Source organism: Streptomyces sp. NPDC002640 (genome assembly GCF_053592575.1).
This window is the reverse complement of the sequence record NZ_JBSFVZ010000022.1, coordinates 42,953-68,268: the sequence shown is the minus strand read 5'-3', so window position 1 is coordinate 68,268 and position 25,316 is coordinate 42,953. Positions and strand designations below refer to the sequence as shown.

At 74.7% G+C, this 25,316-nt stretch carries 19 protein-coding genes; 5 read left to right on the top strand and 14 right to left on the bottom strand.

Translation table 11 applies throughout. The features are described from left to right. Positions 1 to 42: 42 nt before the first annotated feature. The 7 genes from ACWD3O_RS25940 to ACWD3O_RS25910 all read right to left on the bottom strand — a co-directional run bounded on the left by ACWD3O_RS25940 (position 43) and on the right by ACWD3O_RS25910 (position 8,616). A complete protein-coding gene (locus ACWD3O_RS25940; RefSeq protein ID WP_451417543.1) occupies positions 43 to 2,619 on the bottom strand; it encodes a SpoIIE family protein phosphatase in 2,577 nt (858 codons plus the stop codon). Between the two features lie 188 nt (positions 2,620 to 2,807). Further along, on the bottom strand, positions 2,808 to 3,218 hold the full coding sequence (locus tag ACWD3O_RS25935; RefSeq protein WP_451412843.1) for an ATP-binding protein: 411 nt from the start codon (positions 3,216 to 3,218) through the stop codon (positions 2,808 to 2,810). Positions 3,219 to 3,342: 124 nt separating this feature from the next. Further along, entirely contained in the window at positions 3,343 to 3,756 is a 414-nt protein-coding gene (locus ACWD3O_RS25930) for a (deoxy)nucleoside triphosphate pyrophosphohydrolase (protein ID WP_451417542.1), read from the bottom strand. Positions 3,757 to 3,780: 24 nt separating this feature from the next. Then, positions 3,781 to 3,981 (bottom strand): SPOR domain-containing protein, encoded by a 201-nt coding sequence (locus ACWD3O_RS25925; RefSeq protein WP_451412845.1) that lies wholly within the window; start codon positions 3,979 to 3,981, stop codon positions 3,781 to 3,783. 252 nt (positions 3,982 to 4,233) lie between these two features. Beyond that, the gene (locus ACWD3O_RS25920; protein ID WP_451417541.1) at positions 4,234 to 4,986 is read right to left on the bottom strand and encodes a GntR family transcriptional regulator; all 753 of its coding nucleotides are present in this window, start codon (positions 4,984 to 4,986) and stop codon (positions 4,234 to 4,236) included. Between the two features lie 336 nt (positions 4,987 to 5,322). Beyond that, positions 5,323 to 6,858, bottom strand: coding sequence for a DUF4190 domain-containing protein (locus tag ACWD3O_RS25915; protein ID WP_451417540.1), 1,536 nt, complete (start codon positions 6,856 to 6,858; stop codon positions 5,323 to 5,325). Positions 6,859 to 7,047: 189 nt separating this feature from the next. Further along, a complete protein-coding gene (locus ACWD3O_RS25910; RefSeq protein WP_451417539.1) occupies positions 7,048 to 8,616 on the bottom strand; it encodes a S8 family peptidase in 1,569 nt (522 codons plus the stop codon). Between the two features lie 558 nt (positions 8,617 to 9,174). Between ACWD3O_RS25910 and ACWD3O_RS25905 the strand changes: the two genes are divergently transcribed. Together ACWD3O_RS25905 and ACWD3O_RS25900 are read left to right on the top strand one after the other, a co-directional pair. Further along, positions 9,175 to 10,518, top strand: a complete 1,344-nt coding sequence (locus tag ACWD3O_RS25905) for a glycoside hydrolase family 18 protein (protein ID WP_451412849.1) — start codon at positions 9,175 to 9,177, stop codon at positions 10,516 to 10,518. A 263-nt stretch (positions 10,519 to 10,781) separates the two neighbouring features. After that, positions 10,782 to 12,407, top strand: a complete 1,626-nt coding sequence (locus ACWD3O_RS25900; RefSeq protein ID WP_451417538.1) for a YfbK domain-containing protein — start codon at positions 10,782 to 10,784, stop codon at positions 12,405 to 12,407. A 71-nt stretch (positions 12,408 to 12,478) separates the two neighbouring features. On the opposite strand, the gene ACWD3O_RS25895 is transcribed toward ACWD3O_RS25900, so the two are convergent. Next, positions 12,479 to 13,276 (bottom strand): GNAT family N-acetyltransferase, encoded by a 798-nt coding sequence (locus ACWD3O_RS25895; RefSeq protein WP_451412851.1) that lies wholly within the window; start codon positions 13,274 to 13,276, stop codon positions 12,479 to 12,481. Positions 13,277 to 13,322: 46 nt separating this feature from the next. Further along, positions 13,323 to 15,410, bottom strand: coding sequence for an MMPL family transporter (locus ACWD3O_RS25890; protein ID WP_451417576.1), 2,088 nt, complete (start codon positions 15,408 to 15,410; stop codon positions 13,323 to 13,325). 307 nt (positions 15,411 to 15,717) lie between these two features. On the opposite strand from ACWD3O_RS25890, the gene ACWD3O_RS25885 reads away from it, so the two are divergent. Further along, complete coding sequence (locus ACWD3O_RS25885; RefSeq protein ID WP_451417537.1) at positions 15,718 to 16,548, top strand: restriction endonuclease; 831 nt, start codon at positions 15,718 to 15,720, stop codon at positions 16,546 to 16,548. 39 nt (positions 16,549 to 16,587) lie between these two features. On the opposite strand, the gene ACWD3O_RS25880 is transcribed toward ACWD3O_RS25885, so the two are convergent. Beyond that, a complete protein-coding gene (locus ACWD3O_RS25880; protein ID WP_451412903.1) occupies positions 16,588 to 17,409 on the bottom strand; it encodes a DMT family transporter in 822 nt (273 codons plus the stop codon). Between the two features lie 73 nt (positions 17,410 to 17,482). Here ACWD3O_RS25880 and ACWD3O_RS25875 point away from each other — a divergent pair, with 73 nt between their 5' ends. Further along, positions 17,483 to 18,928 carry an aminotransferase-like domain-containing protein gene (locus tag ACWD3O_RS25875; RefSeq protein WP_451417536.1) on the top strand — a complete coding sequence of 482 codons (1,446 nt, stop codon included), beginning with the start codon at positions 17,483 to 17,485 and terminating at the stop codon, positions 18,926 to 18,928. Positions 18,929 to 19,158: 230 nt separating this feature from the next. Here ACWD3O_RS25875 and ACWD3O_RS25870 read toward each other — a convergent pair whose 3' ends face one another. From ACWD3O_RS25870 to ACWD3O_RS25860, 3 genes are all read right to left on the bottom strand, one after another. Further along, entirely contained in the window at positions 19,159 to 20,928 is a 1,770-nt protein-coding gene (locus tag ACWD3O_RS25870) for an SDR family oxidoreductase (RefSeq protein ID WP_451417535.1), read from the bottom strand. Then, the gene (locus ACWD3O_RS25865) at positions 20,925 to 21,095 is read right to left on the bottom strand and encodes a hypothetical protein (protein ID WP_451417534.1); all 171 of its coding nucleotides are present in this window, start codon (positions 21,093 to 21,095) and stop codon (positions 20,925 to 20,927) included. Before ACWD3O_RS25865 ends, ACWD3O_RS25870 begins: the two co-directional genes overlap by 4 nt. A 368-nt stretch (positions 21,096 to 21,463) precedes the next feature. Continuing rightward, the gene (locus tag ACWD3O_RS25860) at positions 21,464 to 23,680 is read right to left on the bottom strand and encodes a DEAD/DEAH box helicase (RefSeq protein ID WP_451417533.1); all 2,217 of its coding nucleotides are present in this window, start codon (positions 23,678 to 23,680) and stop codon (positions 21,464 to 21,466) included. A 256-nt stretch (positions 23,681 to 23,936) separates the two neighbouring features. Between ACWD3O_RS25860 and ACWD3O_RS25855 the strand changes: the two genes are divergently transcribed. Then, positions 23,937 to 24,611: a DUF2470 domain-containing protein gene (locus tag ACWD3O_RS25855; RefSeq protein WP_451417532.1), complete on the top strand. Its 675-nt coding sequence runs from the start codon at positions 23,937 to 23,939 to the stop codon at positions 24,609 to 24,611. Positions 24,612 to 24,689: 78 nt separating this feature from the next. Here ACWD3O_RS25855 and ACWD3O_RS25850 read toward each other — a convergent pair whose 3' ends face one another. Further along, on the bottom strand, positions 24,690 to 25,289 hold the full coding sequence (locus tag ACWD3O_RS25850; RefSeq protein WP_451412858.1) for an NAD(P)H-dependent oxidoreductase: 600 nt from the start codon (positions 25,287 to 25,289) through the stop codon (positions 24,690 to 24,692). Positions 25,290 to 25,316: the final 27 nt, after the last annotated feature.

Below are 25,316 nucleotides of genomic sequence, written 5' to 3'. Positions count from 1 at the left end.
GGGCGGACCCGGCGGACCGACCGCGGCGCGGGGTCGGAGGAGTCAGAAGAGATCGAGGAAGGCTTCGGTGGGGTCAGGGGCGGGGGTGCCCTCCTTGGGGAGGGCGAGCTCGAACCAGACGGTCTTGCCGCGGTGGGTGCGGCGGGAACCCCAGGCCGCGCTGAGGAGCTGCACCAGCTGGAGCCCCCGTCCGCCCTCGTCGGTGTCCCGCGCCCGCCGCCGCCGCGGCTGCACCAGCCCCGCGTCCCACACCTCGCACACCAGCGTCCGGTCCAGCAGCAGCCGCAGCCGGATGTCGCCCTCCCCGTACCGCAGGGCGTTGGTGACCAGCTCGCTGACCAGCAGTTCCGCCGTGTCGGCCAGCGCCTCCAGGCCCCAGGCGGCGAGCTGCTCCCGGCTGTGGTCCCGCGCCCGCCCCACGCTGCGCGCCTCGGCGGGGAAGGTCCAGTCGCCCACCGCGTCACGCGGCAGACCGCGGACGCGGGCCATCAGCAGGGCGATGTCGTCCTCACCGTGGTGGGTGTCCAGCGCGCCCAGGACCTGGTCGCAGACGTCCTCCAGCGGCCGCGTCGGGTCGGTGATCGCGGCGACGAACGCCTCCAGCCCGTCGTCCAGCGGCTGGTGGCGGGACTCGACCAGGCCGTCGGTGTAGAGGGCGAGCAGCGCCCCGTCGGGGAGCTCGACCTCGACCTCCTCGAACGGTTCGCCGCCGACGCCCAGCGGCATCCCGGGCGGCACCTCCAGCATCCGTCCGGGCCGGCCGTCCGGATCGACGACGACCGGCGGCAGGTGGCCGGCGTTGGCGAAGACGCAGCGCCGGGTGACCGAGTCGTAGACCGCGTAGACGCAGGTGGCGAGGTACACCTCGGCCGGATCGGCGCCCTCCGGCCGGCGGGCCGTGCGGCCGCTCTTCTGCGCGGGCAGGCCGGGGGAGCCCAGGCCGCGGGCGATCTCGTCGAGGGCCCCCAGCACCTCCGCCGGGCTGAGGTCGAGCAGGGCCAAGGTCCGTACGGCGGTGCGGAGTTCACCCATGGCCACAGCGGCCCGCAGGCCGCGGCCCATGACGTCGCCGACCACCAGCGCGGTGCGGTGGCCGGGCAGTTCGATGACGTCGAACCAGTCGCCGCCGACCTCCGCGGTGGAGCTGCCGGGCAGGTAGCGGCAGGCGATGTCGAGCCCGGCCGCCTCGGGGTCGCCCGGCGGCAGCAGGGAGCGCTGCATGATCAGCGCCCGCTGGTGCTCGCGCCGGTACAGGCGCGCGTTGTCGATGCAGACGGCGGCCCGGGAGGCGAGCTGCGCGGCCAGCGCGCGGTCCCGCTCGCCGAAGGGCTCGCTGCCCGTGACCCGGGCGAACTTCACCAGGCCGACCACCGTGTCGTGGGCGACCATCGGCACCGCGAGGGTGGAGAGCGTCCTGCCGTGTCCGCCGGCCGGCGGCACCAGCCGCGGCTCGGCCGTGCGCAGGGCGTCGGCGGCGGGCGAGTTGAACGGGTAGTGGTGGACCGTGCCGACCTCGTGGGGCGCGTCGTCGGCGGGGAACGCCAGGTCGGCGACGGCGCTGGCGAAGGCGACCCGGCGCAGGGCGGCGCTGCCGTCGGCGAGGCCGGGCGCGGCGTCGTCGCCGTCCAGCAGGGCCTCGTAGAGGTCGACGGTGGCCAGGTCGCAGAAGTGCGGGACGACGACGTCGAGCAGTTCCCGCGCGGTGGTCTGCAGGTCCAGGCTGTTGCCGATGCGGGCGCCGGCCTCGTTGAGCAGGTGCAGGTTGCGGCGGGCGGCGGCGGCCTCGCGGGCGGCCTGCTTGCGGGCGGTGACGTCGATGCCGAGCCAGGCGACGCCTACCGGGCGGCCGCTGCCGGCGTGGACGCGGTACAGGTTGACGGACCAGTCGCGCGGCTGGGCGGGGTCGCCGTTGCTGCCGGTGACGTGCAGGTCGGTGACGGAGTGGCCGGTCTCCAGGACCTGGCGCAGCGCGGTGGCGACGCGCTCCGCCTCCGGGGGCGACAGGTAGTCGTGGACGCCCTTGCCGAGGTGGTCCTCGGGGCGGCCGCCGAAGACGGAGGCGAAGCGCTGGTTGGCGCGCTGGATCCGCAGCTCGGTGTCGACCAGCAGGAAGCCGAACGGGGACTGGCCGAAGATCGCCTGGGAGGCGGCCAGGTCGCCCTCCAGGCCCTGGAGGGTGCGCACGTCCAGCACCAGGCAGTGCGCGGCGCGCTCGCCGTCGCCGGTGCGGGTGGGCATCACGTGGATCTCGGCGAGCGCCTCGCGTCCGCCCTCCGCCGCGTCGCCCTCCGCCGCGTCGGCGTCCCGGTGCGGCCGCAGGTAGGGGACGACGCCGGTCCATTCGCGTCCGTCGAGGATCTCGGCCATCTTGCGGCGGCCGCGGTCACGCAGGCCGGGCAGGACGAGGATGTCCACCGGGTCGTGGCCGACCGCCGCCTCGGCGGGGACCCCGAGCAGCCGTTCGGCGCGTTCGCTCCACTGGTCGACGAGCCCGTCCGGGCCGAGGGAGAACGAGGCGATCCCCAGCGCGTCGCACAGTGATCCGGGCGGCCCGCTCTGCCACACGCCGTCGACGTCCAGGGCCTCTTCTCCCGGGCCCTTCGGTGGTATCTCGCCCACGCGAACCGTCCCCTCCAGCACACCCACCCGGGCCGGTCACCTCGGGCGGCTGCCCGCAGTATCCAGCACCGCGCCGCCGTGCGACACCGTCCTTCACTCCCCCGGTCTCCTAACCACCCAGGTTCCGCCCGAACCGTGAGCACGTCGGACGGTCTGAGGGATCTCGAGCCCCGACCGGAACGGTGGCCTCACCCGGACACCGAAAGCTCGAACCACACCGTTTTCCCCCGGGGGCCGGGTCGTACACCCCAGGCCCTCGCGCAGTGGCTGAGCAGCATCAGTCCGCGCCCGCTCTCGTCGTCGGGCCGCACGTCCTCCTTCCGCCGCGGCGGAAGGGGTTCCTCGTCGTCGACCTCGATGCGCAGGGTGCCCGGGGCGCCTCCGTCGGGGCCCCAGACGCGCAGGTCGACGGGCCGGCCGCGGCCGTGGCGCACGGCGTTGGTGACCAGCTCGGTGACCAGCAGGGCCGCCGTGTCCCGCACCTCGTCCAGACCCCATTCGCCGAGCCTGCCGCAGACCGCCGAGCGGGCGGTGGGCACGGTGAGGGGTGCGGAGGGGAGGGTCCACTCGGCGTGTTGCGTCTTCCGTACGTCGAGCACCTCGACCACCTCTCCCGGAAGACCGTGACCGCCCGGTGGACGATCGATGTCGATGACATAGAGGCCCATACCCGGACGAATGGTGTGATTACCGCCACTTTGGCGAGAAGTTCGGGGAATACGGTCAGCCGGTGGCCGGGCGGTGGGCCAGGGCCTCGCGGACCGCGGGCACGTCCTGTTCCAGCCAGTCCACGTCCCAGATCTCCCCGGGGCCGAGCCAGCGCAGTTCGTCGTGGTCCTGCAGCGGCTCCGGCGCCGGGGAGCCCGCCTCCAGGACGGCGGTCCAGACCGTCAGGACGTAGGGGTCGCGCAGCGGCCATGAGCCGGGGACCCGGCCGACGGCCCGCGCGTGCACACCGAGCTCCTCCCGGAGCTCGCGCACCAGCGCCTCCTCGGGCGCCTCGCCGCTCTCGACCTTCCCGCCGGGCAGCTCCCAGCGCCCGGCCAGTTCGGGGGGCGCACTACGGCGCGCGGCGAGCAGCCGGTCCCCGTCGAACAGGGCGGCTCCGACGACGAGGACGGGAACGGGAACGGTCATGCGCCGGAGCATAAGGGGTCGGGCTCAGGACGCCCCGGACGGGCCGGCGGCGCTGGTGGCCCCGATCCGCTCCACCCAGTAGAGCTGCTTGTGACCGCGCGAGTCGAGGGTGTCGGCGATCTTCTGGGCCTCCGCACGCGTGGCGTACTGGCCGACCCGGTAGCGGTTGCCGTTGTCGTCCTGGCGGATGACCTGCCAGGGCAGAGTGATCGTGCCGTCGTTCATCGCGCCTCTCCGAGTGCCGGCCCCGCGGATGAAACCGCTGTACGCATATGCCCGAGCGTACGCCCAACCTTCACGCAGCGAACACGACTTATCGGAAAGAGGCAGGACAACCGGCCACGCCGAGGGGGCGCACGCCCCCCTTCGGCGTGCGCCTGACCTTGGCGCTCCCTCACGCCGGACCGGCGCGCAGGCCCCCAGGTCGTCCGAAATCCGACGCCTGCGACAGCCCGCCCACCGTGGCCGGTAAGGGAGTTACCGCACCGGAAGGTGATAGGAGACGCGGTACCGGTCGGCCGGAATCACCACGTCCGCGGTCTCCACCGGCTGCCCCGAGGCGTAGAACGTCCTGCGGATGACCAGCACGACGTGCCCGGGCACCCCGCCCAGTTCCAGCAGCTCCTCGGCCAGTCCCGGGCGGGCGGACACCTCCTCGGTGACGTTGTCGACCACCACGTCGATCCCGGCCATCCGTTCGACCACGCCCATGCCGCCGAGCGGGCCCTCCTCCGGCAGCATCACCGGCGTACGCCCCGTCAGGGACAGCGGCTCGTAGGAGGTGGAGAGCATCATCGGCTCGCCGGCCTCACGGAAGACGTACCGGGTGCGCATCACCCGGTCCCCCGGTTCGATGGCCAGCCGCTCGGCGACCGCCGGCTCGGCGTCGGCCTGCTCGCTGCGGGACTCCCAGGTCCCGCGCGCCCGGTCGTCGGCCTGCTCCTGGCGGAACGGGCTGGCGCCGCCCGCCGGGCGGTAGCCGGAGCGGGCGATGGGGCGCGGCACGGGCTGCTCCCGCACATAGGTGCCGGAGCCCGAGCGGCCCTCGACGAGCCCTTCGGCCATGAGCACCTTGCGGGCCTCCAGCGCCACCGTGTCCGAGACCCCGTACTCCTCGCGGATCCGGGCCTGGGAGGGGAGGCGGGTGTGCGGCGGGAGCGAACCGTCGACGATCTTCTTCCGGAGATCACCCGCGACGCGCAGATACGCCGGCTGCTCACCGAATGTCACTGGCCGCTCCGCTTCCTCGGGCTGTACAGGCAGCCACAGAGTGGCAACCGTGCGTGTCCGTACGCAAGCACGGGCCAGCGTTTCACCCGAAGTGATGAAGCGCGGTTGACCTGGCTCTGGGCGGGCAGATCCTGCCCAGCGCGGAGGCGGTTCAGTCGGCCTCCGGGCACCGGGTGCGGGGCCCTCCCGGGGCCGCCGGGAGGCCGGGCCGCACCGGGCGCGGGGCCCGCCGGGGGCGGCCGGGGGCGGCGCATCTCACGCAGCGGAATCGCCGCCGGACGCGGACGCCCCCGCCGCGGAGCACCACGGCGGGGGCGGGGGACCGCGAGGCGGGGGTCAGAGGAGGCCGGCGCCCGAGAAGTACTCGAACTCGGCCGCGTCCGGTCGCTCCACGCTCAGACCGAGCCGCTCGCGCAGGTCGACGACGCTCCCGGCTCCGTCGGTGAGGGCCGAGTCGGCCTCGCCCCACCGGACGTAGAAGGCGTCGGCGTCGTCCGCGGCCGCCAGCTTCTTCCAGTCGCCCTGGGCGGCGTCGACCTCGTCCGCGAGCCCGGCGGCGAGCGGGGCCGCGTCCGGCTTCCAGTCGTGCGCGCGCAGCGCCCGGGAGAGGCCGGCCAGCTTGTCGGAGACGTCTCCCGCCCACCGCTGGTAGCCCTCCAGGTCCTCCTCCACTGCGTCGAAGGGTGTCCGGACCAGCGCCGCGTTGACCTCGCCCACCGCGTCCAGGTAGGCGAGCTGCTGGGCGTCGAAGTCCTCGGCGTCCTGCCGCAGTTCCGCGGTCAGCCGCTCACCGGTCTCCAGCGGGGCGTAGACGCAGACGACGCTCCGGTCGTCCACCGCCCAGTTGTCCGCCGCGGGGTAGAAGTAGGTGACGTACGCGTGCTGGAAGAGGCGCCAGGCGTCCTTGCTGTAGGAGGTCATCTCCTTGGAGCAGATGGAGTCGGCGGACTCGACCACCTCGTCCTCGCCCGGGTAGGCCCCGGCCGGGAGGTCGACGCGCGCGAAGGCCTCGCCGTCGTGCGGGGAGGCGCAGTCCACCTCGCGGATGTCGTCGACCTCGTACCGCTCCAGTTCGGCGGCGTCCTCCGGCATGCCGGGCTCGTCGAAGCAGTCGCCCGGCTCGAGCGACGCCGTCACGTTGGCCTCGCGGACGCCCTCCTCGATGCCTTCGCCGATGCCCTTCTTGAACTCGCCCCAGGCGCCGGTGGCGAGGGCGAGCGCCAGCAGGATCGAGCCGACGGCGGAGAGCGCGATGCCGGCGATCGCCAGGCCCTTGCCGCGCTGCGGCTGCTTGCGCATCCGGACCAGGGCGGCGACGCCGAAGATCACGCCGAAGAGCGGGACGCAGCACAGGACGCCGAACACCAGCGAGGTGACGGCGAGCCCGCTGACCGGGGGCTGCGGGGCGAACCCGCCGTACGGAGCGCCGTAGGGGGCCGCGGCGCCGTACGGGTCGGGCGGGACCGGCGGCCCGAACCCGCCGGCGGGCGGGGCCGCGGGAGGAGCGGCGGGCGGCGGGACGCTGCCGGACTGCGGCGGCGCCCACGGGTCGCGCACCGCCCCGGCCTGCGACGGAGCGGGCTCCGCGGCGGCAGCGGGCGCCGCCGGAACCCCGTCGGCGGGCTGGGCCGGAGCGGCCGGGGTCGCCGGGGCCGTGGGGGTCGCCGAAGCCGGGGCCGCCGGGCTCGCCGAAGCCGGGGCCGTCGGGTTCGCCGAATCCGCCGGGGTGGCCCGGTCCGCCGGGTCCGTGCGGTCCGCCGGGTCCGTGGGGGACTTGGTGAAGGACACCGTCGGGGGCGTCTGCGCGGTGGCGTCCGGGCCCTCGGCGTCGGCGCTGCCGGGGTTCGGCGGGGTGGGTGGTTCGGTGGCCACTGAGCTGCGCTCCTCGTGCGGGTGTGTCAGGTCGGTCCGTGAGGCTCGCATGCTATTCGAACGATCTTTCCCACGGCGTGGCCGCCCCGGGCGCCGACGACCCCGCCCCCGTCACGGCGAGGTGACGGGGGCGGGGCGGGGAGGAGGGAGGTACCGGTCAGGAGGCGCGGGCGCCTGTCCGACGGTGGATCAGAAGGTCAGGCCCCAGCTGTTGACGTAGCCGGTGTCGCCGGCCGCGTTGTCGCTGACCCGCAGCTTCCAGGTGCCGTTGGCGACCTCGGAGGAGGCGTTCACGGTGTAGGTGGTGTTGATGTTGTCCGTGGAGCTGCCGGTGCCGTACGCCTTCAGGGTGTAGGCCGTGCCGTCGGGGGCGATCAGCTGGACCTGGAGGTCACCGATGTAGGTGTGGACGATGTTGACCGGCACCTGCAGGGTGGACGGCGCGTTGCCGGTCACACCGCTGACGGTGATCGGGGACTCGACCGTGGTGTTGTCGCGGATCGTGTAGTCCGTGGCGTTGCTGAAGGACGGGCCGGGGGGCGGGGTGGTGCCGCCACCGGTGCCGACGTACAGCAGGCGGTTCGGCGAGCCGGTGCCCGGGCTGGTGACCTTGCCGGAGACCGAGTTGGCGATCAGCGCGGAGGCGACGGCGGCCGGCGTGGCCGACGGGTTGTCGGCGAGGTAGAGGGCCGCGGCGCCCGCGACGTGCGGGGTGGCCATCGAGGTGCCGGAGATGGTGTTGGTCGCCGTGTCGCCGGTGTACCAGGCGGAGGTGATCGACGAGCCCGGGGCGAAGATGTCCAGCACCGAGCCGTAGTTCGAGTAGCTGGCGCGCGCGTCGGTGTTGGTGGTGGCGCCGACGGTGATGGCCTCGGTCACGCGGGCCGGCGAACCGGTGGCGGTGACGGACTCGTTGCCCGCGGCGACCGCGAAGGTCACACCGGAGGCGATGGCCCGGCGCACCGCGGCGTCGAGGGTGGTGGAGGCGCCGCCGCCGAGGGACATGTTGGCGACGGCGGGCTTGACCGCGTTGGCGGCGACCCAGTCGACGCCGTCGATGACGCCCGCCGTGGTGCCCGAGCCGCTGTTGTTCAGCACGCGGACGCCGACGATGTTGGCCTTCTTGGCCACGCCGTAGGTGTTGCCCGCGATGGTGCCGGCGACGTGGGTGCCGTGGCCGTTGCCGTCCTGGGCGACGTTGTCGCCGTCCACCGCGTCGTAGCCGTTGCGGGCACGGCCGCCGAAGTCGCCGTGGGAGATGCGCACGCCGGTGTCGATGACGTACGCGGTGACGCCCGCGCCGGCCGTGTCGTCGTAGGTGTACGAGCTGTTCAGCGGCAGGGAGGTCTGGTCGATGCGGTCCAGGCCCCAGGTGGGGTTGGTCTGCGTCGCCTGGGTGGTGAAGGTGCGGTTCTGCTCGACCAGGGCGACGGCCGGGTCGGCGGCCAGCTTGGCGGCCTCGGCCTCGGTGGCCTCGATCGTGTAACCGTTGACGGCCTTGCGGAAGGTCTTCTCGACCTCGGCGCCGTGCTTCTCGGCGACGCCCTTGCCCTTGGCCGTGTTGGCCTTGGTGTCCGACTTCAGCGTGACGATGTAGCTGCCCTTGACCGCGTTCTCGGCGTTCGCGTAGGCGATCGTGCCGGTGGCCTCGGCCGCGCTCGCGGGAAGCGCGGTGAACAGACCGCCGGTGAGGGCGGCGGCCGCCAGGGCGCTGACGCCGGCGAGCGTTCTGCTACGGGAGCTCCGCATCACTGCCATCTGAGGGTTCCTCCTGCTAGGGGCTGGGTGGAGCGCTGGTGGGGGGACCGTTGCGCCTGCCGGGGCGGACGCGGCGACAGGTGCATGCCAATCGCGGTCACCACGACCCCGGCGGCTCCAGCTGTCACCAAGCCGAAAGATTGATGCGTCTACGCGGATTGCACAAGAGGCTCTGCGCGCATCCTGGACACGGCTTCGTGCATCTGTAACACCCGTTTCACAAACGGGCACGACACAACGACACCAATCGGCACACACACGCTGGGTAAACGAGACGAGCGTCACAGTGGGGTCCGCGCGGCCCCCGAAGCACCCCATCCGTCCCCCCTTGCGGGCGGCTCCGGCACTCCGCCTGACCAGGCACGAACCCCTCCGGGACGCCCGACGTACACCTTTCGGACACCTGCGGCCCCGAGACCCCCCTCCCGCCGGACCGTCACACACGGTGACCATTCCCGGCCCGCCCCACGGGAACGCGAGGCCTCAACTTCCCTTCCGCGCACGTCCGTTCAACGACCGACCCTTGACCCCTGTGGTCCAGACCAATAACGTCCGGGCATGCGTCTGCCTCGAAGACTCCTCTCTTCGGCGGGAGTTGTCGCTTCCGCCCTCGCTCTGGTCGTCGGGCTCGCCCCGGCATCGTCCGCCGCTCCCCAGTCCGGCACCGCCGGTTCCTCGGCGCACGGCAAGAACACGCTCCGTCAGGTCGGTTACTTCACCCAGTGGGGTGTCTACGGCCGCGACTACCAGGTTCAGGACATCGACCTGAGCGGCGCCGCCGAGCGGCTTACCCACCTCAACTACGCGTTCGGCAACGTGAGTCCACAGGGCGAGTGCCTCATGGGGAACATCCCCGGCGAGGCCGACGCCTGGGCGGACTACGTGCGGCCGGTGGACGCCGCCACCTCCGTGGACGGTGTGGCCGACACCTGGGACCAGCCCCTGGCGGGCAACTTCCTCCAGCTGAAGAAGCTGAAGCAGAAGCACCCCGGTCTCAAGGCGATGATCTCGCTGGGCGGTTGGTCCTGGTCGACCCACTTCTCCGACGCGGCCCGCACCGACGCCTCCCGCAAGCGCCTCGTCTCCTCCTGCATCGACCTCTACATCAAGGGCAACCTGCCCGAGGACAGCGGTCGCGGCGGTCCCGGCTCGGCGGCCGGCGTCTTCGACGGCATCGACCTGGACTGGGAGTGGCCCGGCTCCGAGGGTGACGTGGACACCGTCTTCCGGCCCGAGGACAAGAAGAACTTCACCAAGCTGGTGGCGGAGTTCCGCAAGCAGCTCGACGCCCTGGGCAAGCGGCAGCACCGGCACTACGAGCTGTCCGCCTTCGTCCCCACCGCCGAGTCCAAGATCGACGCCGGCTTCGAGGTCCGCAAGATCATGCGGGACCTGGACTTCGTGACCCTCCAGGGCTACGACTTCCACGTCAGCGGCGAGCCGGTGGCCAACCAGCAGTCGGCGCTGTTCGCGAAGGACGACTTCAGCGTGCACGGGACCGTGGAGGCCTGGCTGGACCGCGGGGCCCCCGCCCGCAAGCTGGTGGTGGGCGTCCCCTTCTACGGCCAGGGCTGGACCGGCGTCACCGGCGGCGGTGACGGCCTGGGCCAGCCCGCGGCCGGGCCCGCCCCCGCCACCTGGGCCAACGGGTACGGCGACTACAAGGAGCTGAAGGCCCTCGTGGAGTCCGGTGACTTCACCGTGCACCGCGACAGGCGGAACGGCCACGCGTGGATCTTCGACGGCACCACGCTGTGGACCTACGACGACCCGCAGGTGCTCGCCCGCAAGGCCGCCTACGTGAAGGACCGCCGGCTCGGCGGCGCCATGATCTGGTCGCTGGACGGCGACACCCCCGACGGTGAGCTGATCAAGGCGCTGGACGCCGGTCTCAACGGCTGACCGGCCGACGGCAGGGCCGCCCACGACCCCTCGACAGGGGGGCGCGGGCGGCCCTGTCCGCGTTCCGCGGGACGTGCGCGTGCACGGAGGGGCGGAACATCACCCACCGCTCACGGCGCGGTCACGGGCACGGCGCGGTGTGTCCGGTCCGATACCGAAGCGCAACAGACCGTCACGCACGTTCCCCGCCGCCCCGGCGTCACAGTGACGCCAGGGAAGGCACCGGCGCCGTCCGCGCCGAACATCCGAGGGGGACACGGCAGATGACGATCCCGGCAAGGACACGGACCGGCGACAGGGCCGGCGACAGGGCCGGCGGCAGGGCAGGCGGCAGGACCGGCAACCGGGTCGGCGGCAGGACCGGCAGCGGGACCGGCGGCAGGACCGGCGTCGGGTACCCGGCCAGGGCCGCCGGGCGGCGGGGGCTCGGTGCCCTCCTCGCGGGGGCGGCCGCCGCGGGGCTGCTGCTCACCGGCTGCGGCGCGAGCGGCGACAGCTCCTCGGAGAAGGCCGCCGACGCGCCCGCGTCCCGGGAGGACGTGCCCGCGCCCGCGCCGTCGGAGCGCGGCGGCGACCGGCTCTCCACCTTCGCGCTGGACGTGGACACCGCTTCCTACGGCTACGCCCGGCGCGTCCTGAGCGAGGGCGGCCTGCCCGAGCCGTCGGCGGTCCGGCCGGAGGAGTTCGTCAACAGCTTCCGCCAGGACTACGACCGTCCCGAGGGCGACGGCTTCACGGTCACCGTCGACGGGGCACGGGCCGGGGACGGCGACTGGGCGCTGATGCGGGTGGGTCTCGCCACCCGTCCGGAGCCCGCGGCCGACGACGCCGAACGCCCGCCGGCCGCGCTGACCTTCGTCGTGGACGTCTCCGGCTCGATGGCCGACGAGGGCCGCCTGGACCTGGTGCGGCAGGGGCTGCGCACCATGACCGGGCGGCTGCGCGACGACGACTCCGTGGCCCTGGTCTCCTTCAGCGACGAGGCGGAGACCGTCCTGTCGCCGACTCGGATCGGCGGGAACCGCGACCGGGTGCGCGAGGCCGTCGACCGGCTGGAGGTGGACGCCTCCACCAACCTCGGCGCGGGCGTGCGGGCCGGGTACACCGCGGCGCTGGACGGGCTGCGGGACGGCGCCACCAACCGGGTCGTGCTGATGTCGGACGCGCTGGCCAACACCGGGGAGACGGACGCCGACGCGATCCTCGAGGAGGTGTCGCACGCCCGCCGGGACCACGGCATCACGCTCTTCGGCGTGGGCGTCGGCAGCGAGTACGGCGACGACCTGATGGAACGGCTCACCAACCGGGGCGACGGCCACACCGTGTACGTCGCCACCGCCGAGGAGGCGGACCGGGTGTTCTCCGAGGACCTGCCCCGCAACGTCGACCTCACGGCGCGGGACGCGAAGGCGCAGGTGCGGTTCGACCCGCGGACGGTGGCCGAGCACCGGCTGATCGGTTACGAGAACCGGAGGGTCGCCGACGAGGACTTCCGCGACGACCGGGTCGACGGGGGCGAGGTCGGCCCCGGGCACACCGTCACGGCGCTGTACGCGGTGCGGCTGAGGGACGGGGAGTCCGGGCGGCTCGCCACGGCCACGGTGCGGTGGCTGGACCCCACCTCGCGCGAGCCGCACGAGGCGTCGCGCTCGCTGAGCACCGGGCGGCTGCACGACTCGGTGCGGGAGGCGTCGGCGCGGTTCCAGATCACGGCGGTGGCGGCGCACTTCGCGGCGGCGCTGCGGGAGAACGGGTTCGGGCCCGAGACGCCGACACTGCGGGGGCTCGCGGAGCACGCGGACACGCTGGCCTCCCGGACGGAGGACCCCGAGGTCGAGGAGCTGGCCCGGGCGATCCACCGCGCGGCGGAGCTCCGCGGCGACGAGTGACGGGCGCGGGGGCCGGGGCGCTGCACAGGCGCCGCCCCGGCCCCGCGGGGTTCGCGGGTCCGCGGTGGGGGTCACTCCGTGGGGCGGGTCCACTCGTACGGCGTGGTCGTGGTGACCCGGAGGAACCCGTAGCGTTCCAGGATGGGGCGGCTGTACTCCGTGGAGTCGCTGTGGACGAACCGCTTGCCCAGCGCGATCGCGGACCTGGCCCGCGCCGCCGTGAGGGCCCGGTAGATGCCCCGCCCCCGCCACTCGGGCAGGGTGACCCCGCCCCAGATCCCGGCGAACTCCGTGCCGGCGACCGGCTCGAGCCGCCCGGCGGTGACCACCCGCCCGTCCGCCTCGGCGACCCACAGTTCCAGGTCCTCGCCGGCGGCCAGCCTCCGCAGCAGCTCCGCGGCGGACCGTTCGGGGTCACCGTGCCCGAACCCCTCCGCCTGCATCGCGCACATGGCCCGCACGTCCGCCTCCGCCGTGACCTGCCGCAGCGTCACCCCCTCGGGCGGCGTCGGCTCCTGCCCGGCCAGCGCCCGGACGTCGCCGATCATGACCGACTCGGGCTCGTCCGGCACGAACCCGTGCGCCAGCAGCGCCTCGTGCAGACCGGGCGCGTGGTCGTGCCCGCGGGTCTTCCACTCCGCCTCGCGCACCGTCGGGTCCGCGCGGAAGTGCTCGGCCGCCCTCGCGACCAGGCGCCGCACCTCCGCGGCGTCGGCCCCGCCGAGGTCCTGGTAGGTGACGAAACCGCGGCCGCCGTCGTGGACGGCGAGGTGGAGCGGGCCCAGCCGGGTCACGGCGAGGGCGGAAGCGGTCTCCGCCTCGGTGCGCAGCTGGGTGTCGTAGGCCCGCAGGGCCGTGGTGTGATCCATGGGGCCCGACTGTGGGGGGCCGGGCCCCGCCCCGGCAACCGAATTGTCAGGGCCTCATCGACCGGTTGGGCCACCACACCCGCGCCCCCAGGTCCCGGGCCAGCGCCGGCACCAGCAGCGAGCGCACCACCAGCGTGTCCAGCAGCACGCCGAAGGCGACGATGAACGCGATGAACGCCATGAAGGCCAGCGGGATCACGGTCAGCGCGGCGAAGGTCGCGGCGAGCACCACGCCGGCCGAGGTGATGACCCCGCCGGTGGCGGCGAGCCCGGTGCGGATGCCCTCGCGGGTGCCGTGCCGCAGCGACTCCTCGCGCACCCGGGTCATCAGGAAGATGTTGTAGTCCACCCCCAGCGCGACCAGGAACACGAAGCCGTACAGCGGCACCGAGGCGTCCGTGCCGGTGAAGCCGAACCCGTACCGGAAGACCAGCGCGGTGATGCCGAGGGTGGCCAGGTAGTTGAGGCCCACGGTCAGCACCAGCAGCACCGGGAGCAGCAGGCCCCGCAGCAGGACGACCAGGATGAGCAGGATGATCGCCAGCACCACCGGGACGATCAGCGTGCGGTCCCGGGAGGCGGTGGCCTGGGTGTCGTACTGCTGGGCGGTGTAGCCGCCGACCAGCGCGTCGGCTCCCTGGACGTCGTGCACGGCCTCGCGCAGCCGGGGAACGGTCTGCTTCGCGGCGTCGCTGTCCGCGGCGTCCTCCAGCGTGGCGTCGATGCGCACCTTGCCGTCGACCACCAGCGGCTCGCCGCGTCCGGGGCCCTCCGTGGTGACCGGTACGGCCCGGCTGACGCCCTCGGTCGCCGCGGCGGCGCGGACCACCTGCTCCGTCCGGTCGGCGCGGGTGATGATGACCGCGGGGTTGCCGGAGCCGGCCGGGAAGTGCTCGGCGAGCGCCTGCTGCCCGGAGACGGAGGGGGCGTCGTTGACGAAGATCTCGTCCAGCGGCGTGCCCTTGGCGGCGAGCAGCGGCGAGAAGGCCGCGCAGGCGGCGAGGCCGACCAGGGCGGTGGTCCAGATGCGGCGCGGGCGCCGGTCGACGAGGTCGGCGACCTTGTGCCACAGCCCGTGCTCCTGCCGCGCCTTCTGCTTGGCCGAGCCCGGACGGGTGGGCCAGTAGGCGGCGTTGCCGAGCAGCACCAGCACGGCCGGGAGGAAGGTGAGGGCCGCGGCGATCGCGCAGACCACGCCGATCGCGCCGACCGGACCGAGCGCCCGGTTGTTGGAGAGGTCGCTGATCATCAGGGCCAGCAGGCCGAGGGCCACGGTGAGGCCGCTCGCGGTGACCGCGCCGGCGGTCTGCCGCCAGGCGGTGCGCATCGCGGCGTACTTCTCGTGCCCGAGGGCGAGTTCCTCGCGGAAGCGGGCGGTGAGCAGCAGGGCGTAGTCGGTGGCCGCGCCGATCACCAGGATGAACAGGATGCCCTGCACCTGTCCGTCGACCGTCACCACGTCCCGCTGGGCGAGGGCGTACACCACCGCGCAGGCCAGGGCGAGGGCGAACACCGCGGTGACGATGACGACCAGCGGCAGCAGCACGCTGCGGTAGACGACCAGCAGGATCAGCAGCACCACCGCGAGGGCCACGAGGAGCAGGATGCCGTCGATCCCGGCGAAGGCGTCGGCGAGGTCGGCCTGGGTGGCGGCGGGCCCGGTGACGTAGGACCGGAGGCCCTCCGCCTCTCCGGCCGCCTCGCGGATGGTGGCGACCGCCTCCTCGGTCCGGTCCTCGCCGGCCGACTCCAGCGGCAGCACCGCGGAGAGCGCCCGGCCGTCCTCGGAGGGGATCAGCCGTGTCCCGCCGGGGGTGCCGGACACCACGCCGGGGGTCCGCGCGGCCTCGGCGAGTGCCCGGTCCGCCTCCTCGCGCTGCTGCGGGGTGACCCGGCCGTCCTCCGCGACCCACACCAGGATCGCCGGGACGGTCCGGTTCCGTTCGAAGCCGCGCTGGAGTTCGGCGACCTGGGTCGACTCCGCGCTCTCCGGGAGGAACGCGCCCTGTTCGTTGGTGGCGACGCCGCTGAGCTTGCCGGCGTACGGTCCGAGGAACCCGCCCGCCAGCAGCCAGACGACCACCACCAGCAGGACCGGGACGAGCCGGCGCCACCGGCGGGTTGCTTGCATGATTCCGTTGCCTCCGCTGAGCCGTGCGGTGCCTCCGCCGAGCCGTGCGGCCTTCCGCCCTGCGCGGAGCCTACGGTCCGAGGAGCCCGGTTCCCCGGTGGGCGCGCCCCATCCCCCGACTCCGCGTCGCGACCGCCACCCGCGCGTCGCGGCAGCCTCCCGGGACACCGCCGTGACGGAGCCCGGGCACGTCACCATCCGGAAGTACCCCTTGAACACGCGTTCGGTGAAACGGCGTCACCTGGGTAGACGGCCGACGATCACTGATCGGCGGCACGGCGCACGCCGGAGTGCAGGAGGAGGGGACCGGATGACCACCACGCCCGGTGAACGGATCCCGGCGGGGCGCCGCCGTCGGCGCCGCCGGTTCGATCTCCATTCGACGGCGATGCAGTTCGGCCTGCTCGCGGTGCTGGTGCTGATGATCGGGCTGGCCGCCCGGGTGGCCGCCGGGGCGGTGGGGCGGCGGCCGGGGTGGATCGCGGTGCTGGCCCTGCTGGCCGTCTTCGTGTTCCTCGCGGTACGCCGCCGACGGCGCCGCACCTCGGTGGCGCGGCTGGCCCGGACCACCGTCCACGCGCTGGACCGCGCGACGGAGACGGCGCTCGACGAACTGGAGCCGGAGCCCGTGCCCGCGGCGGCGGCCGCCGCGGCGGCTCCGGCGGGGTCCTCGGCGTCCACCGTGGCGTCGTCCACGGCGACCGAGCCCACCGTGGTCCTCCCGCCCGACCCGCGGGACACTCCCGTTCCGGACTACGACGCGCTGGACGGCGACGAGTTCGAGCAGGCCGTGGCCGCCCTGTGCGAGCGGGACGGCTGTACCGGGGTCGAGGTGGTGGGCGGCGCCGGGGACCTGGGCGCCGACGTCCTCGCCGTCACCCCCGACGGCCGCCGGATGGTCCTGCAGTGCAAGCGCTACTGCGCCACCAACAAGGTCGGCTCCCAGGACCTCCAGCGCTTCGGCGGCACCTGCTTCACCGTCCATGAGGCGCACCTGGCCGCCCTGGTGACCACCAGCGACTTCACCGCCCCGGCGCTGGAGTACGCCGAACAGTGCGGCATCCTCTGCGTGGACCGGGAGGCCCTGCTGGCCTGGACGCTGGGCAGCGGGCCGCCGCCGTGGGGCGCGGTCGCGCCCTGACGCCGACCCGACCGGGCGGCGCCGTCCCCGGCGCCGCCGTCACGCCCGGACCCGTTGGGTCGCGGCGATGCAGGCCAGGACGACCAGTGCCGTCACGGGGGCGAGCGGCGGCAGGTCCTCGCCGAGCAGCGCGACGGCCCACCCCAGCGTCAGCAGCGGCTGCGCCAGCTGGAGCTGACTGGCGCGGGGGACCCCGATCACGGCCATCCCCCGGTACCAGACCACGAAGCCGCCGAACTGCGACACGGCGGCGACGTAGGCCATCCCCACCAGCGCCTCGGCGGTCGGCCGCACCGGTTCCACCGGCAGCGCGCACACGGTGACCAGCGCGGAGACCGGCAGCGCGACGACCAAACCCCAGGCGATGACCTGCCAGCCGGGCATGTGGGCCGCCAGCCGTCCGCCTTGCGCGTAGCCGGCGGCGCAGACCAGCAGCGCGCCGAAGAGGTAGAGGTCCCCCGCCGTGGGCAGGCCGCCGCTCCGCGCCAGCGTGAAGACCAGCACGGCGGCGGCGCCCGCCCCGGCGGCCGTCCAGAAGGCACGGGAGGGACGCCGCCCGGTGAGGACGGAGGAGATCACGGCGGTGGCCAGCGGCAGCACGCCGATGACGACGGCGGAGTGGGCGGTGGACGTGGTCTCCAGCGCCAGCGTGGTCAGCAGGGGGAAGCCCACCACGCAGCCGCCGGCCACGGTGAGCAGCGCCGCCCGGTGTTCACGGGCGGGCACCGGCACCCGGGCCAGGCGGAGGCAGAGGGCGGCGAGCAGCCCGGCCAGCAGTCCGCGCACGCCGGTGGCCGTCCAGGGGCCGAAGCCGTCCAGCGCCCACACCGTGGCCGGGAAGCTGAGGGAGAACGAGACCACGCCGAGGGCGGCGGGGAGAGTACCGCTGCGGAAGTCCGCCGCGGAGAGGTGAGTAGCGCTATCCTGTGCTGTCATGAACAACGGTAGCAGTGTCGAACGGCTCGCCGCACTCCTCCGGACCGAGCTGGAGCACTGCCCGCCCGGCCGCAAGCTCCCCTCCAGCCGTACGCTGACCGCCCGCCATCAGGTCAGTCCGGTGACGGTCTCCCGGGCGATCGCCGCGCTGACGGCCGAGGGGCTGGTGGTCGCCCGGCCGGGCGCCGGGGTGTTCAAGGCCGTCGATCCGCCCACCGCTACTCCACTCGGCGACGTGTCCTGGCAGGAGGTGGCGCTGAGTGCCGCTCCGCCGCACCACGCCGCGGACGCCGGACCGCGCGTCGCCGACGCCTCGGGGGTACTGGCCACCCTGTCCGCGCCGCCGCCCGAGGTGGTGGACCTCAGCGGCGGCTATCCGCACGCCTCGCTGCAGCCGGAGCGCGCCCTCGCCGCGGCCCTGGCCCGGGCGGGGCGGCGGCCCGGCACCTGGTCGCGTCCTCCGGTGGAGGGGCTGCCCGAGCTGCGCGAGTGGTTCGCCCGGGACATCGGCGGCCCCGCCGGCCCGCTGGGCGCCTCCGACGTGCTGATCACCTCCGGCGGCCAGAGCGCGCTGACCTGCGCGCTGCGGGCGCTGGCCGCTCCGGGGTCGCCCGTCCTCGTCGAGTCCCCGACCTATCCGGGCACCCTGGCCGTGGCGCGGGCGGCGGGGCTGCGGCCGGTGCCGGTTCCGGTGGACGCCGACGGGATCCGCACCGACCTGCTGTCCGACGCCTTCGCCGCCACCGGCGCCCGTCTGCTGGTCTGCCAGCCCCTGTTCCACAACCCCACGGGCGCGGTGCTGTCCGCGCCCCGCCGGGCCGAGGTGCTGCGGGTGGCCCGCCAGGCCGGCGCCTTCGTGGTGGAGGACGACTTCGCCCGCCGCCTGGTGCACGCCTCTTCCCCCGTGCCGGCTCCCCCGCTGGCCGCGGACGACCCGGACGGGGTGGTCGTCCACGTCCGTTCCCTCACCAAGTCCTCGGCGCCCAGCCTGCGGGTCGCCGCCCTGACCGCGCGCGGACCGGCGCTGGAGCGGCTGCGCGCGGTGCACGCCGTGGACAGCCTGTTCGTGCCCCGGCCGCTGCAGGAGACCGCCCTGGAGCTGGTCGGCTCCTCCGCCTGGGCGCGCCACCTGCGCGCGCTGGCCGCCGCGTTGCGCGACCGCCGCGCGGCGCTGCTGTCCGCCCTGGCCGCCCGGCTTCCCGCCCTGCTGCCGGCTCGCCCGCCCCAGGGCGGGTACCACCTGTGGCTCCGCCTGCCGGAGGGCGCCGACGAGCGCGCCGTCGCGGCGGGCGCCCTCCGCCTCGGGGTGGCCGTCACCCCCGGCGCCGCCTACTTCGCCGCCGAGCCCCCCGCGCCGCACCTGCGGCTCAGCTACGTCAGCACCCCGGGCACGGCCCAACTGGAGGAGGGCGTCCAGCGGTTGGCCCGGTCCCTGGAGCGGTGACCGTCCCGGAACCCCGGACCAGGGCCCCGCGCCGGTCGGGGCCCTGCCACGAGCGCGGCCGGGCCGGAGCCCGACGCGTGGCCGGAGCCCGACGCCTGGCCGGAGCCCGACGCCTGGCCGGAGACCGACGCGTGGCCGGAGACCGACGCGTGGCCGGAGACGCGTGGCCGGAGACCGACGCGTGGCCGGAGACGCGTGGCCGGAGACCCGTGGGCGGCCGGAGGCGTCGGCTAGAGACCGATGCGCGCCCCCCACCGCATCGCGGCCGGTGCGAGGCGGCTGGTGACGCGGGCCAGTCTGGACTCCACGGTGACCGGGACGACCGGGCGCCGGCGCCGGACCGCGCGCAGGATCTGCGCGGCCACCTTCTCCGGCGGGTAGCCCCGGCGGGCGTACAGACCGGTGAACCGGTCCTGACGGGCGGCCAGGGCGTCGGCGTCGAGGCCGGAGAAGGTCGCGGTGCGGGTGATGTTGGTCTGCACGACGCCGGGGCAGATCGTGCTGACGCCGATCCGCTCGGCGGCGAGCTCGGCCCGCAGGCAGTCGGAGAGCATGAAGACCGCGGCCTTGCTGGTCGCGTAGGCGGCCAGCATCTTGGACGGCAGGTAGGCGGCGGCCGAGGAGACATTGACGATGTGTCCGCCCTGGCCGCGCTCCTTCATCATCGCGCCGAACACCCGGCAGCCGTGGATGACGCCCCACAGGTTGACGTCGAGGACGCGCTGCCACTCCTCCTCGGTGGTCTCCAGGAACGTGCCGGAGTGGCCGATGCCCGCGTTGTTCACCACGATGTCCGGCACGCCCTGTTCGGCGGCGACCTGCTCGGCGAAGGCGGTCATCGCCGGGCCGTCCGAGACGTCGACCCGGTGGGCCGTGACCTCGGCCCCGAGCAGGCGGGCGAGTTCGGCGGTGCGCTCCAGCCCGTCCGGGGTGACGTCGCACAGGGCGAGGGAGGCGCCCCGTTCCGCGAAGGCGAGGGCGGTGGCCCGGCCGATGCCGCTGCCGGCGCCGGTGACGACGACCAGGCGGTCGGCGAACTCACCCGTGCGGGCGTCGGGGCGGCCCTGCCGGGCCTTGGTCAGCGCGGGGCTGGCGGGCGCGCCCTCCTGGTGGGCGGCGAACTCGCGGACCATGGCGGCCACGACGGGTCCCTTCCCGAGCAGCGCCGACCAGTGCGTGGCGGGCAGTTCCCGGCGCCACAGGGACGGGGCCCACTGTTCGAGCCCTTCGGACAGGGCCGGGCTGACGTAGTTGTCCCGGGTGAGGGTGACGAGCTGGACCGGGACGGAGGTGGGGCGCCGCCGCGGCTTCGTCAGCCGGGGCAGCATGTTGGCGCGGTAGAGCTCGATGCCGTGCACCGCGTCGGCCGCGAGCGTGCCCTGCGGGTGACCGGGGCGCGGCGGGACGCCCTCGAGGACCCGCAGGACGGTGCCCCAGTTGCGGGCCAGCCCGAACCGCCAGGCGGCGGGCGCGAGCACCGGCAGGTGGAAGAGGTAGATGTACCAGGAGTGCAGTGCCTGCGAGGAGAGCTGCCGCAGGTGGCGCGGGGTGGGCCTGCGCATCCGGTCGCGGAGCCAGTGGCCCATGTGGTCCAGGCTGGGCCCGGAGAGGGTGGTGTAGGAGGCGATGCGTCCGGCGGCCCGGGGGTCGGTCACCGCCTCCCAGGACTGGATGGAGCCCCAGTCGTGGGCGACGACGTGCACCGGCCGGTCCGGGCTGACGGCGTCGGCCACCGCGAACAGGTCCTGGGCGAGCAGCGCGAGCCGGTACCCGTCCCGGCGGGCGGGGGCGTCGGAGTCGCCGGCGCCGCGGACGTCGTAGCGCACCACGTGGTGGTCGGCGGCGAGGTCGGCGGCCACGTCGTCCCACACGCGGTGGGTGTCCGGGTAGCCGTGGACCAGCAGCACGGTCGGCGCGGCGGGGTCGCCCTGCTCGTGGACGGCGAGGGAGAGGTCGCCGGACCGGACGCGGGTCACGCGCCGCTCGGGGACGGCGCTCATCGGCCCACCGCCCCGGCCGCCGCGGCGGTGACGGCCGGGGCGCCGGCTCCGGCCCTCGCCCGTTCCTCGGCGCGCGGTGCGAGGCCGCGGCGCACAGCGGGCAGGTCCGGTTCGTCGAAGGGGAACGCGGGGAGGGCCGCGCGGGGCCGTGCTTCGATCCTGCTCATGGAGAGAAGTCTCGCCTTCGTCACGGGAACGGCGGTGTTGCGGACGTCGATGTCGGGGCAGGCGTCCTCGTCGGCGCGGGAGACAGCTCCTGGAGGGCGCAGGCACCGGTGAGGCGCCCATTGACGGTTACCCAACAGTAGAATTCTTTGACTTCCTGTCAATGGGCTGGACGGACGGCTCCGCAGCGGGGGGCTGGCCGGGCCGCGAACGTCACACACCGGCCCGGCGACCGGGTGACGACCGCACCCGCGCCGACCACCACGCGGCGCGGGTCCGGGACGCGGCCGTCACCGCGGCCGTCGAGCGCGAGCAGCGGGGCGTGACGACGTGGCGTCACCTTTTCGCGCCCCGCTGCTCGGCTCCTCGGTCACTCGGCCGTCGTGCGGCTCCCGCCGGCCACGCCCAGCCGTGCCTGTTCCTCCTCGACGATCCGCCGGGCCAGCTCGGTGTCGGAGACGTCCACCGCGTCCGGGGTGGCCTCGGCGACCGCGGAGCGCCGGGCGTAGGCGTCGAACAGCCGCGTCTTGCGTTCCAGCATCCGCACCATCCGCTCGTCCACTCCCCCGGCGGCAAGCAGGCGGTACACGCGGACCGGCCTGACCTGGCCCATCCGGTGGGCCCGGGCCACCGCCTGGTGTTCGACGGTCGGCTTGACCTGCGGCTCGCAGATGACCACCACGGAGGCGGCCTGCAGGTTGAGGCCGACGCCGGCGGCCTGGATCTGCGCCAGCAGCACCGCCGGGCCCTCGGCGGCCGTGAAGTCGTCGACGGTCCGCTGCCGCCGCTCCGCCGGGACGCTTCCCGTGAGCGGGCCGAACACCGGTACGGCGGGCGCCTGTTGCGCGGTGAGCGCGTCCTCCACCACGCCCAGCACGTCCCGGAAGTGGGAGAACACCACCGTCTTGTGGCCGTTCTCCCCGGCCTCCTGGACGATCTCCCGCAGCCGGCCCAGCTTGGCCGACTTCTCGGGACGCGCGTACGCCGCCCGGCGCATCGCCATGAAGTTGCCCGCCAGCACGGCCTCCTGGTACGCCTCCTCGTCGGAGGCGCTCAACTCCTCCCACTCGTCCGTCTGCTGCAGGCTGGGCAGCTCGGCGAGGACGTCCTCCTGGTTGCGCCGCAGGTAGACGGGGGCGACGGCCTCGCGGAAGGCGACCGATCCGGCCGGGGCGTCCCGTTCGCCCAGGGAGTCGGCGATCCCGCGGTCCAGCATCGCGACCAGGTTCCGGAACTCGGCGACCCGGTTCTCCATCGGCGTCCCGGTCATGAACAGGGCGCGCTCGCAGCGCTCCGCCCACCGCGCGACCGCCTGCGACCGCTTGGCCAGCGGGTTCTTCACGGCGTGCGCCTCGTCGACGACGAGCAGCCCGACCTCGCGGTCGCCGTCGCGGTCACCGTCGCCGTGACCGTCCCCGTCGCCGGGTGCCGGGAAGCCGCGCAGCGCGTCGAAGGTGGTCACCGCGACCCCGCCGCGTTCCCGCCAGTCGGCGAACGCCTCGTGCCGGTCGGACCCGTGGAGCACGGTGACCCGCAGGGCGCTGCGGGCCTCGATCTCCCGGGTCCAGTTGACCAGCACGCTCGCCGGGCACACCACCAGGAACCGGCTTCGCCCCTCGGCGGCCAGGTGGGCCAGCACGGCGATGGCCTGGACGGTCTTGCCGAGGCCCATCTCGTCGCCGAGGATCACCTTGCGCTGGGCCAGCGCGAACCGGGCGCCGAACGCCTGGTAGCCGCGCAGCGAGACCCTGCGGTGGGTGTCGTCGAGGTGCTGGGCGCGCACCCGTTCGGCGATCTCGTCGGGCAGGAAGCCCTCGGCGGCGGCCCTGGCCGGCTGCCGCCCGGAGACCTCGGCGAGGAGGCCGTAGTACTCGGCGGACCGCAGTTCGAAGTCGACCCACGCGGCGACCTCGGTGACCGGCCCCCGCAGGAGGTCCACGGAGGCCTGGGCGAGCAGGGCGGGCACGTCCTCCCGTCCGGCCTCCTCGGTCAGCGAGCGGACCTCGGCCACGGCCGAGAGCGCGCGGGCCCGCCCCTCCCGGCCCGCCATCAGCATCCGCAGCCGCCCGGTGGCGGGGGAGGCGTCCGCCAGCAGCGGGCCCAGCCGCCGCTCCAGGGCGGCGGCCCGGTCCACCGCGCGCCGCGCCTCCGGTCCGGCCTCCACCAGGACGTGCAGCGCCGCGACCAGCGCGGTGGTGCGCGGCTCCGGCCGGTCGACGTCGAGGTGGACGGCGACCGTCTCCCGCACGGCCTCCGCGAGCCGGCGGGCGGCGGCCAGCATCTGGTCGACGGTGCGCTGCCCGACCCCGGGTATCTGCCGCAGCCGGTAGGGGCCCGCCTCGAGCACCTCCCCCACCGTGCGCAGGCCGCTCCTGCCCACGCTCCCGAGCCGGAGCCGCCCCTCCGTCACGTCCTGCAGCCGGGACACGGGGATGGCGTCGAGTTCGCGCCGCACCGCCGCCTCCCGCAGCGGCTCCAGCGCGGCCCGGACCGCCTCGACCGCCCGTTCGTGGTCGGCGGTCAGGGCCCGCGCGGCCTCGTACAGCCGCGCGCCCCGCGCGACCGCGTCCCGTTCGTCCCGCCCCACGCTCCCCGCCCCTCTCGCCGTTCCGGCTCCGTCCATCGTCCACCACCGGCGGCGCCGTCCGCCCGGGGTCCGCGTGGGCGGGGCCGGTCGGCGAGCCCCCCTGTCAGGACGCGGGAGCGTGAAGTAAGGTAAGCCTTACCTGACCTGAGTACGCCGAGGGCTGCGGATCCGGCCCGTACCGCCTGGAGTTGTCTTGCGCCCTTACACGACAGACGCCCTGCCCGGCCCGAGTGCCGCGGAGCGCGTGCGGACGGTCATGGCCCGCGCGTCCTCGCTCTCCCTCACCACGACCGGGCAGGACTACGACCTGCTGGGCATGCACACCGTGGAACGGGACGGCCGGATCGCCCTGCACCCCCCGGCCGGAGACCCGTTGACCCGTCAGGTGGCCGAGTCCCCGCACGGCACCCTGGCCTGCCTGCTGGAGTTCACCGACATCGCGCCCACCGCCGCCCGCGAGCGGGTCCGCGCCCGAGTCACCGTCTCCGGCAGCCTCTCGATCGTCGCCGCCCGCGACACGGACGGCGACGGCGGTGCCCTGCGCCTCGACCCCGGCTGGGTCCAACTCCGCACCGCCACCGGCTCGGTGGACGTCCCCCTCGACGACTTCGCCCGCGCCGAGGCGGACCCGCTCGCCGTCGAGGAGGCGGCGATGCTGACCCATCTCGCGGACGCCCACGGCGATCTGGTGCGCGGCCTCATCGAGGCGGCCGGCCTCCGGCTGCCCCGGGACATCCTCCGCACCGTCCCCTACGCGCTCGACAGCCGGTCCGTCACCCTGCGGTGCGAGCACGCCCACGGCCACTGCGACCTGCGCCTGCTCTTCCCCGCGCCCGCCCGCGACGGCGCCGAAGTGGGCGAGCGCATCCGCCAGTTGCTCACCGCTCCCCGTGCCTGCGCGCACCGGCACCACACGACCGACACCCACTGACCCCGGCTCAGGCCGTCGACTCGGGCTCAGGCCCCGGCACGGCCCAGGCTCAGGCCCCGGCTCAGGCGCGTTCCCCGGTCAGGTCACCAGCAGGTCCGCGGCCCGGGCGCGCGCCTGGCGCAGCCACGCCTCGCGGGTCGCCCGGTCGGAGCCGGCGACCGTGCGGAAGACGACCCGGCGGACGTCGTCCACCCCCACGTAGGGCAGCACGCACGCCGACCAGACGGAGTGCAACGGGTCGCCGAACTCGGTCTCCTCGCGCTCGGCGGGCGTGTCGGAGGTGTTGAGCACCAGGGCCCGCCGGGCCTTCAGCAGTCCTTCCGGCCGGCCCTCCCCCGTCCCCAGCTTGTAGGCGACACCGGGCGTCAGCACCCGCTGCACCCACCCCGTGAGGACGGCGGGCGGCATGCCCCACCAGTTGGGGTGGACGAACACCAGGACGTCCAGGGTGGCCACCTCCGCCCGGTGCAGCGCGACCTGCGCGTCCGCCGTCCGTTCCCCGCCCCCGACGGTGTCCGTCTCCTCGGCCCGCAGCACGGGCGCGAACCCTTCGGCGCACAGGTCGTGCGCCAGGACCTCACAGCCGCGGCCGCGCAACTCATCCACCACGGCGCCGAACACCGCGTGGTTGAAGCTGCCGGCCCGCGGATGCGCGAGATACACCCCCGCACGCGTCATGCGTCCCGTCCCCCTTTCCCCTGCGGC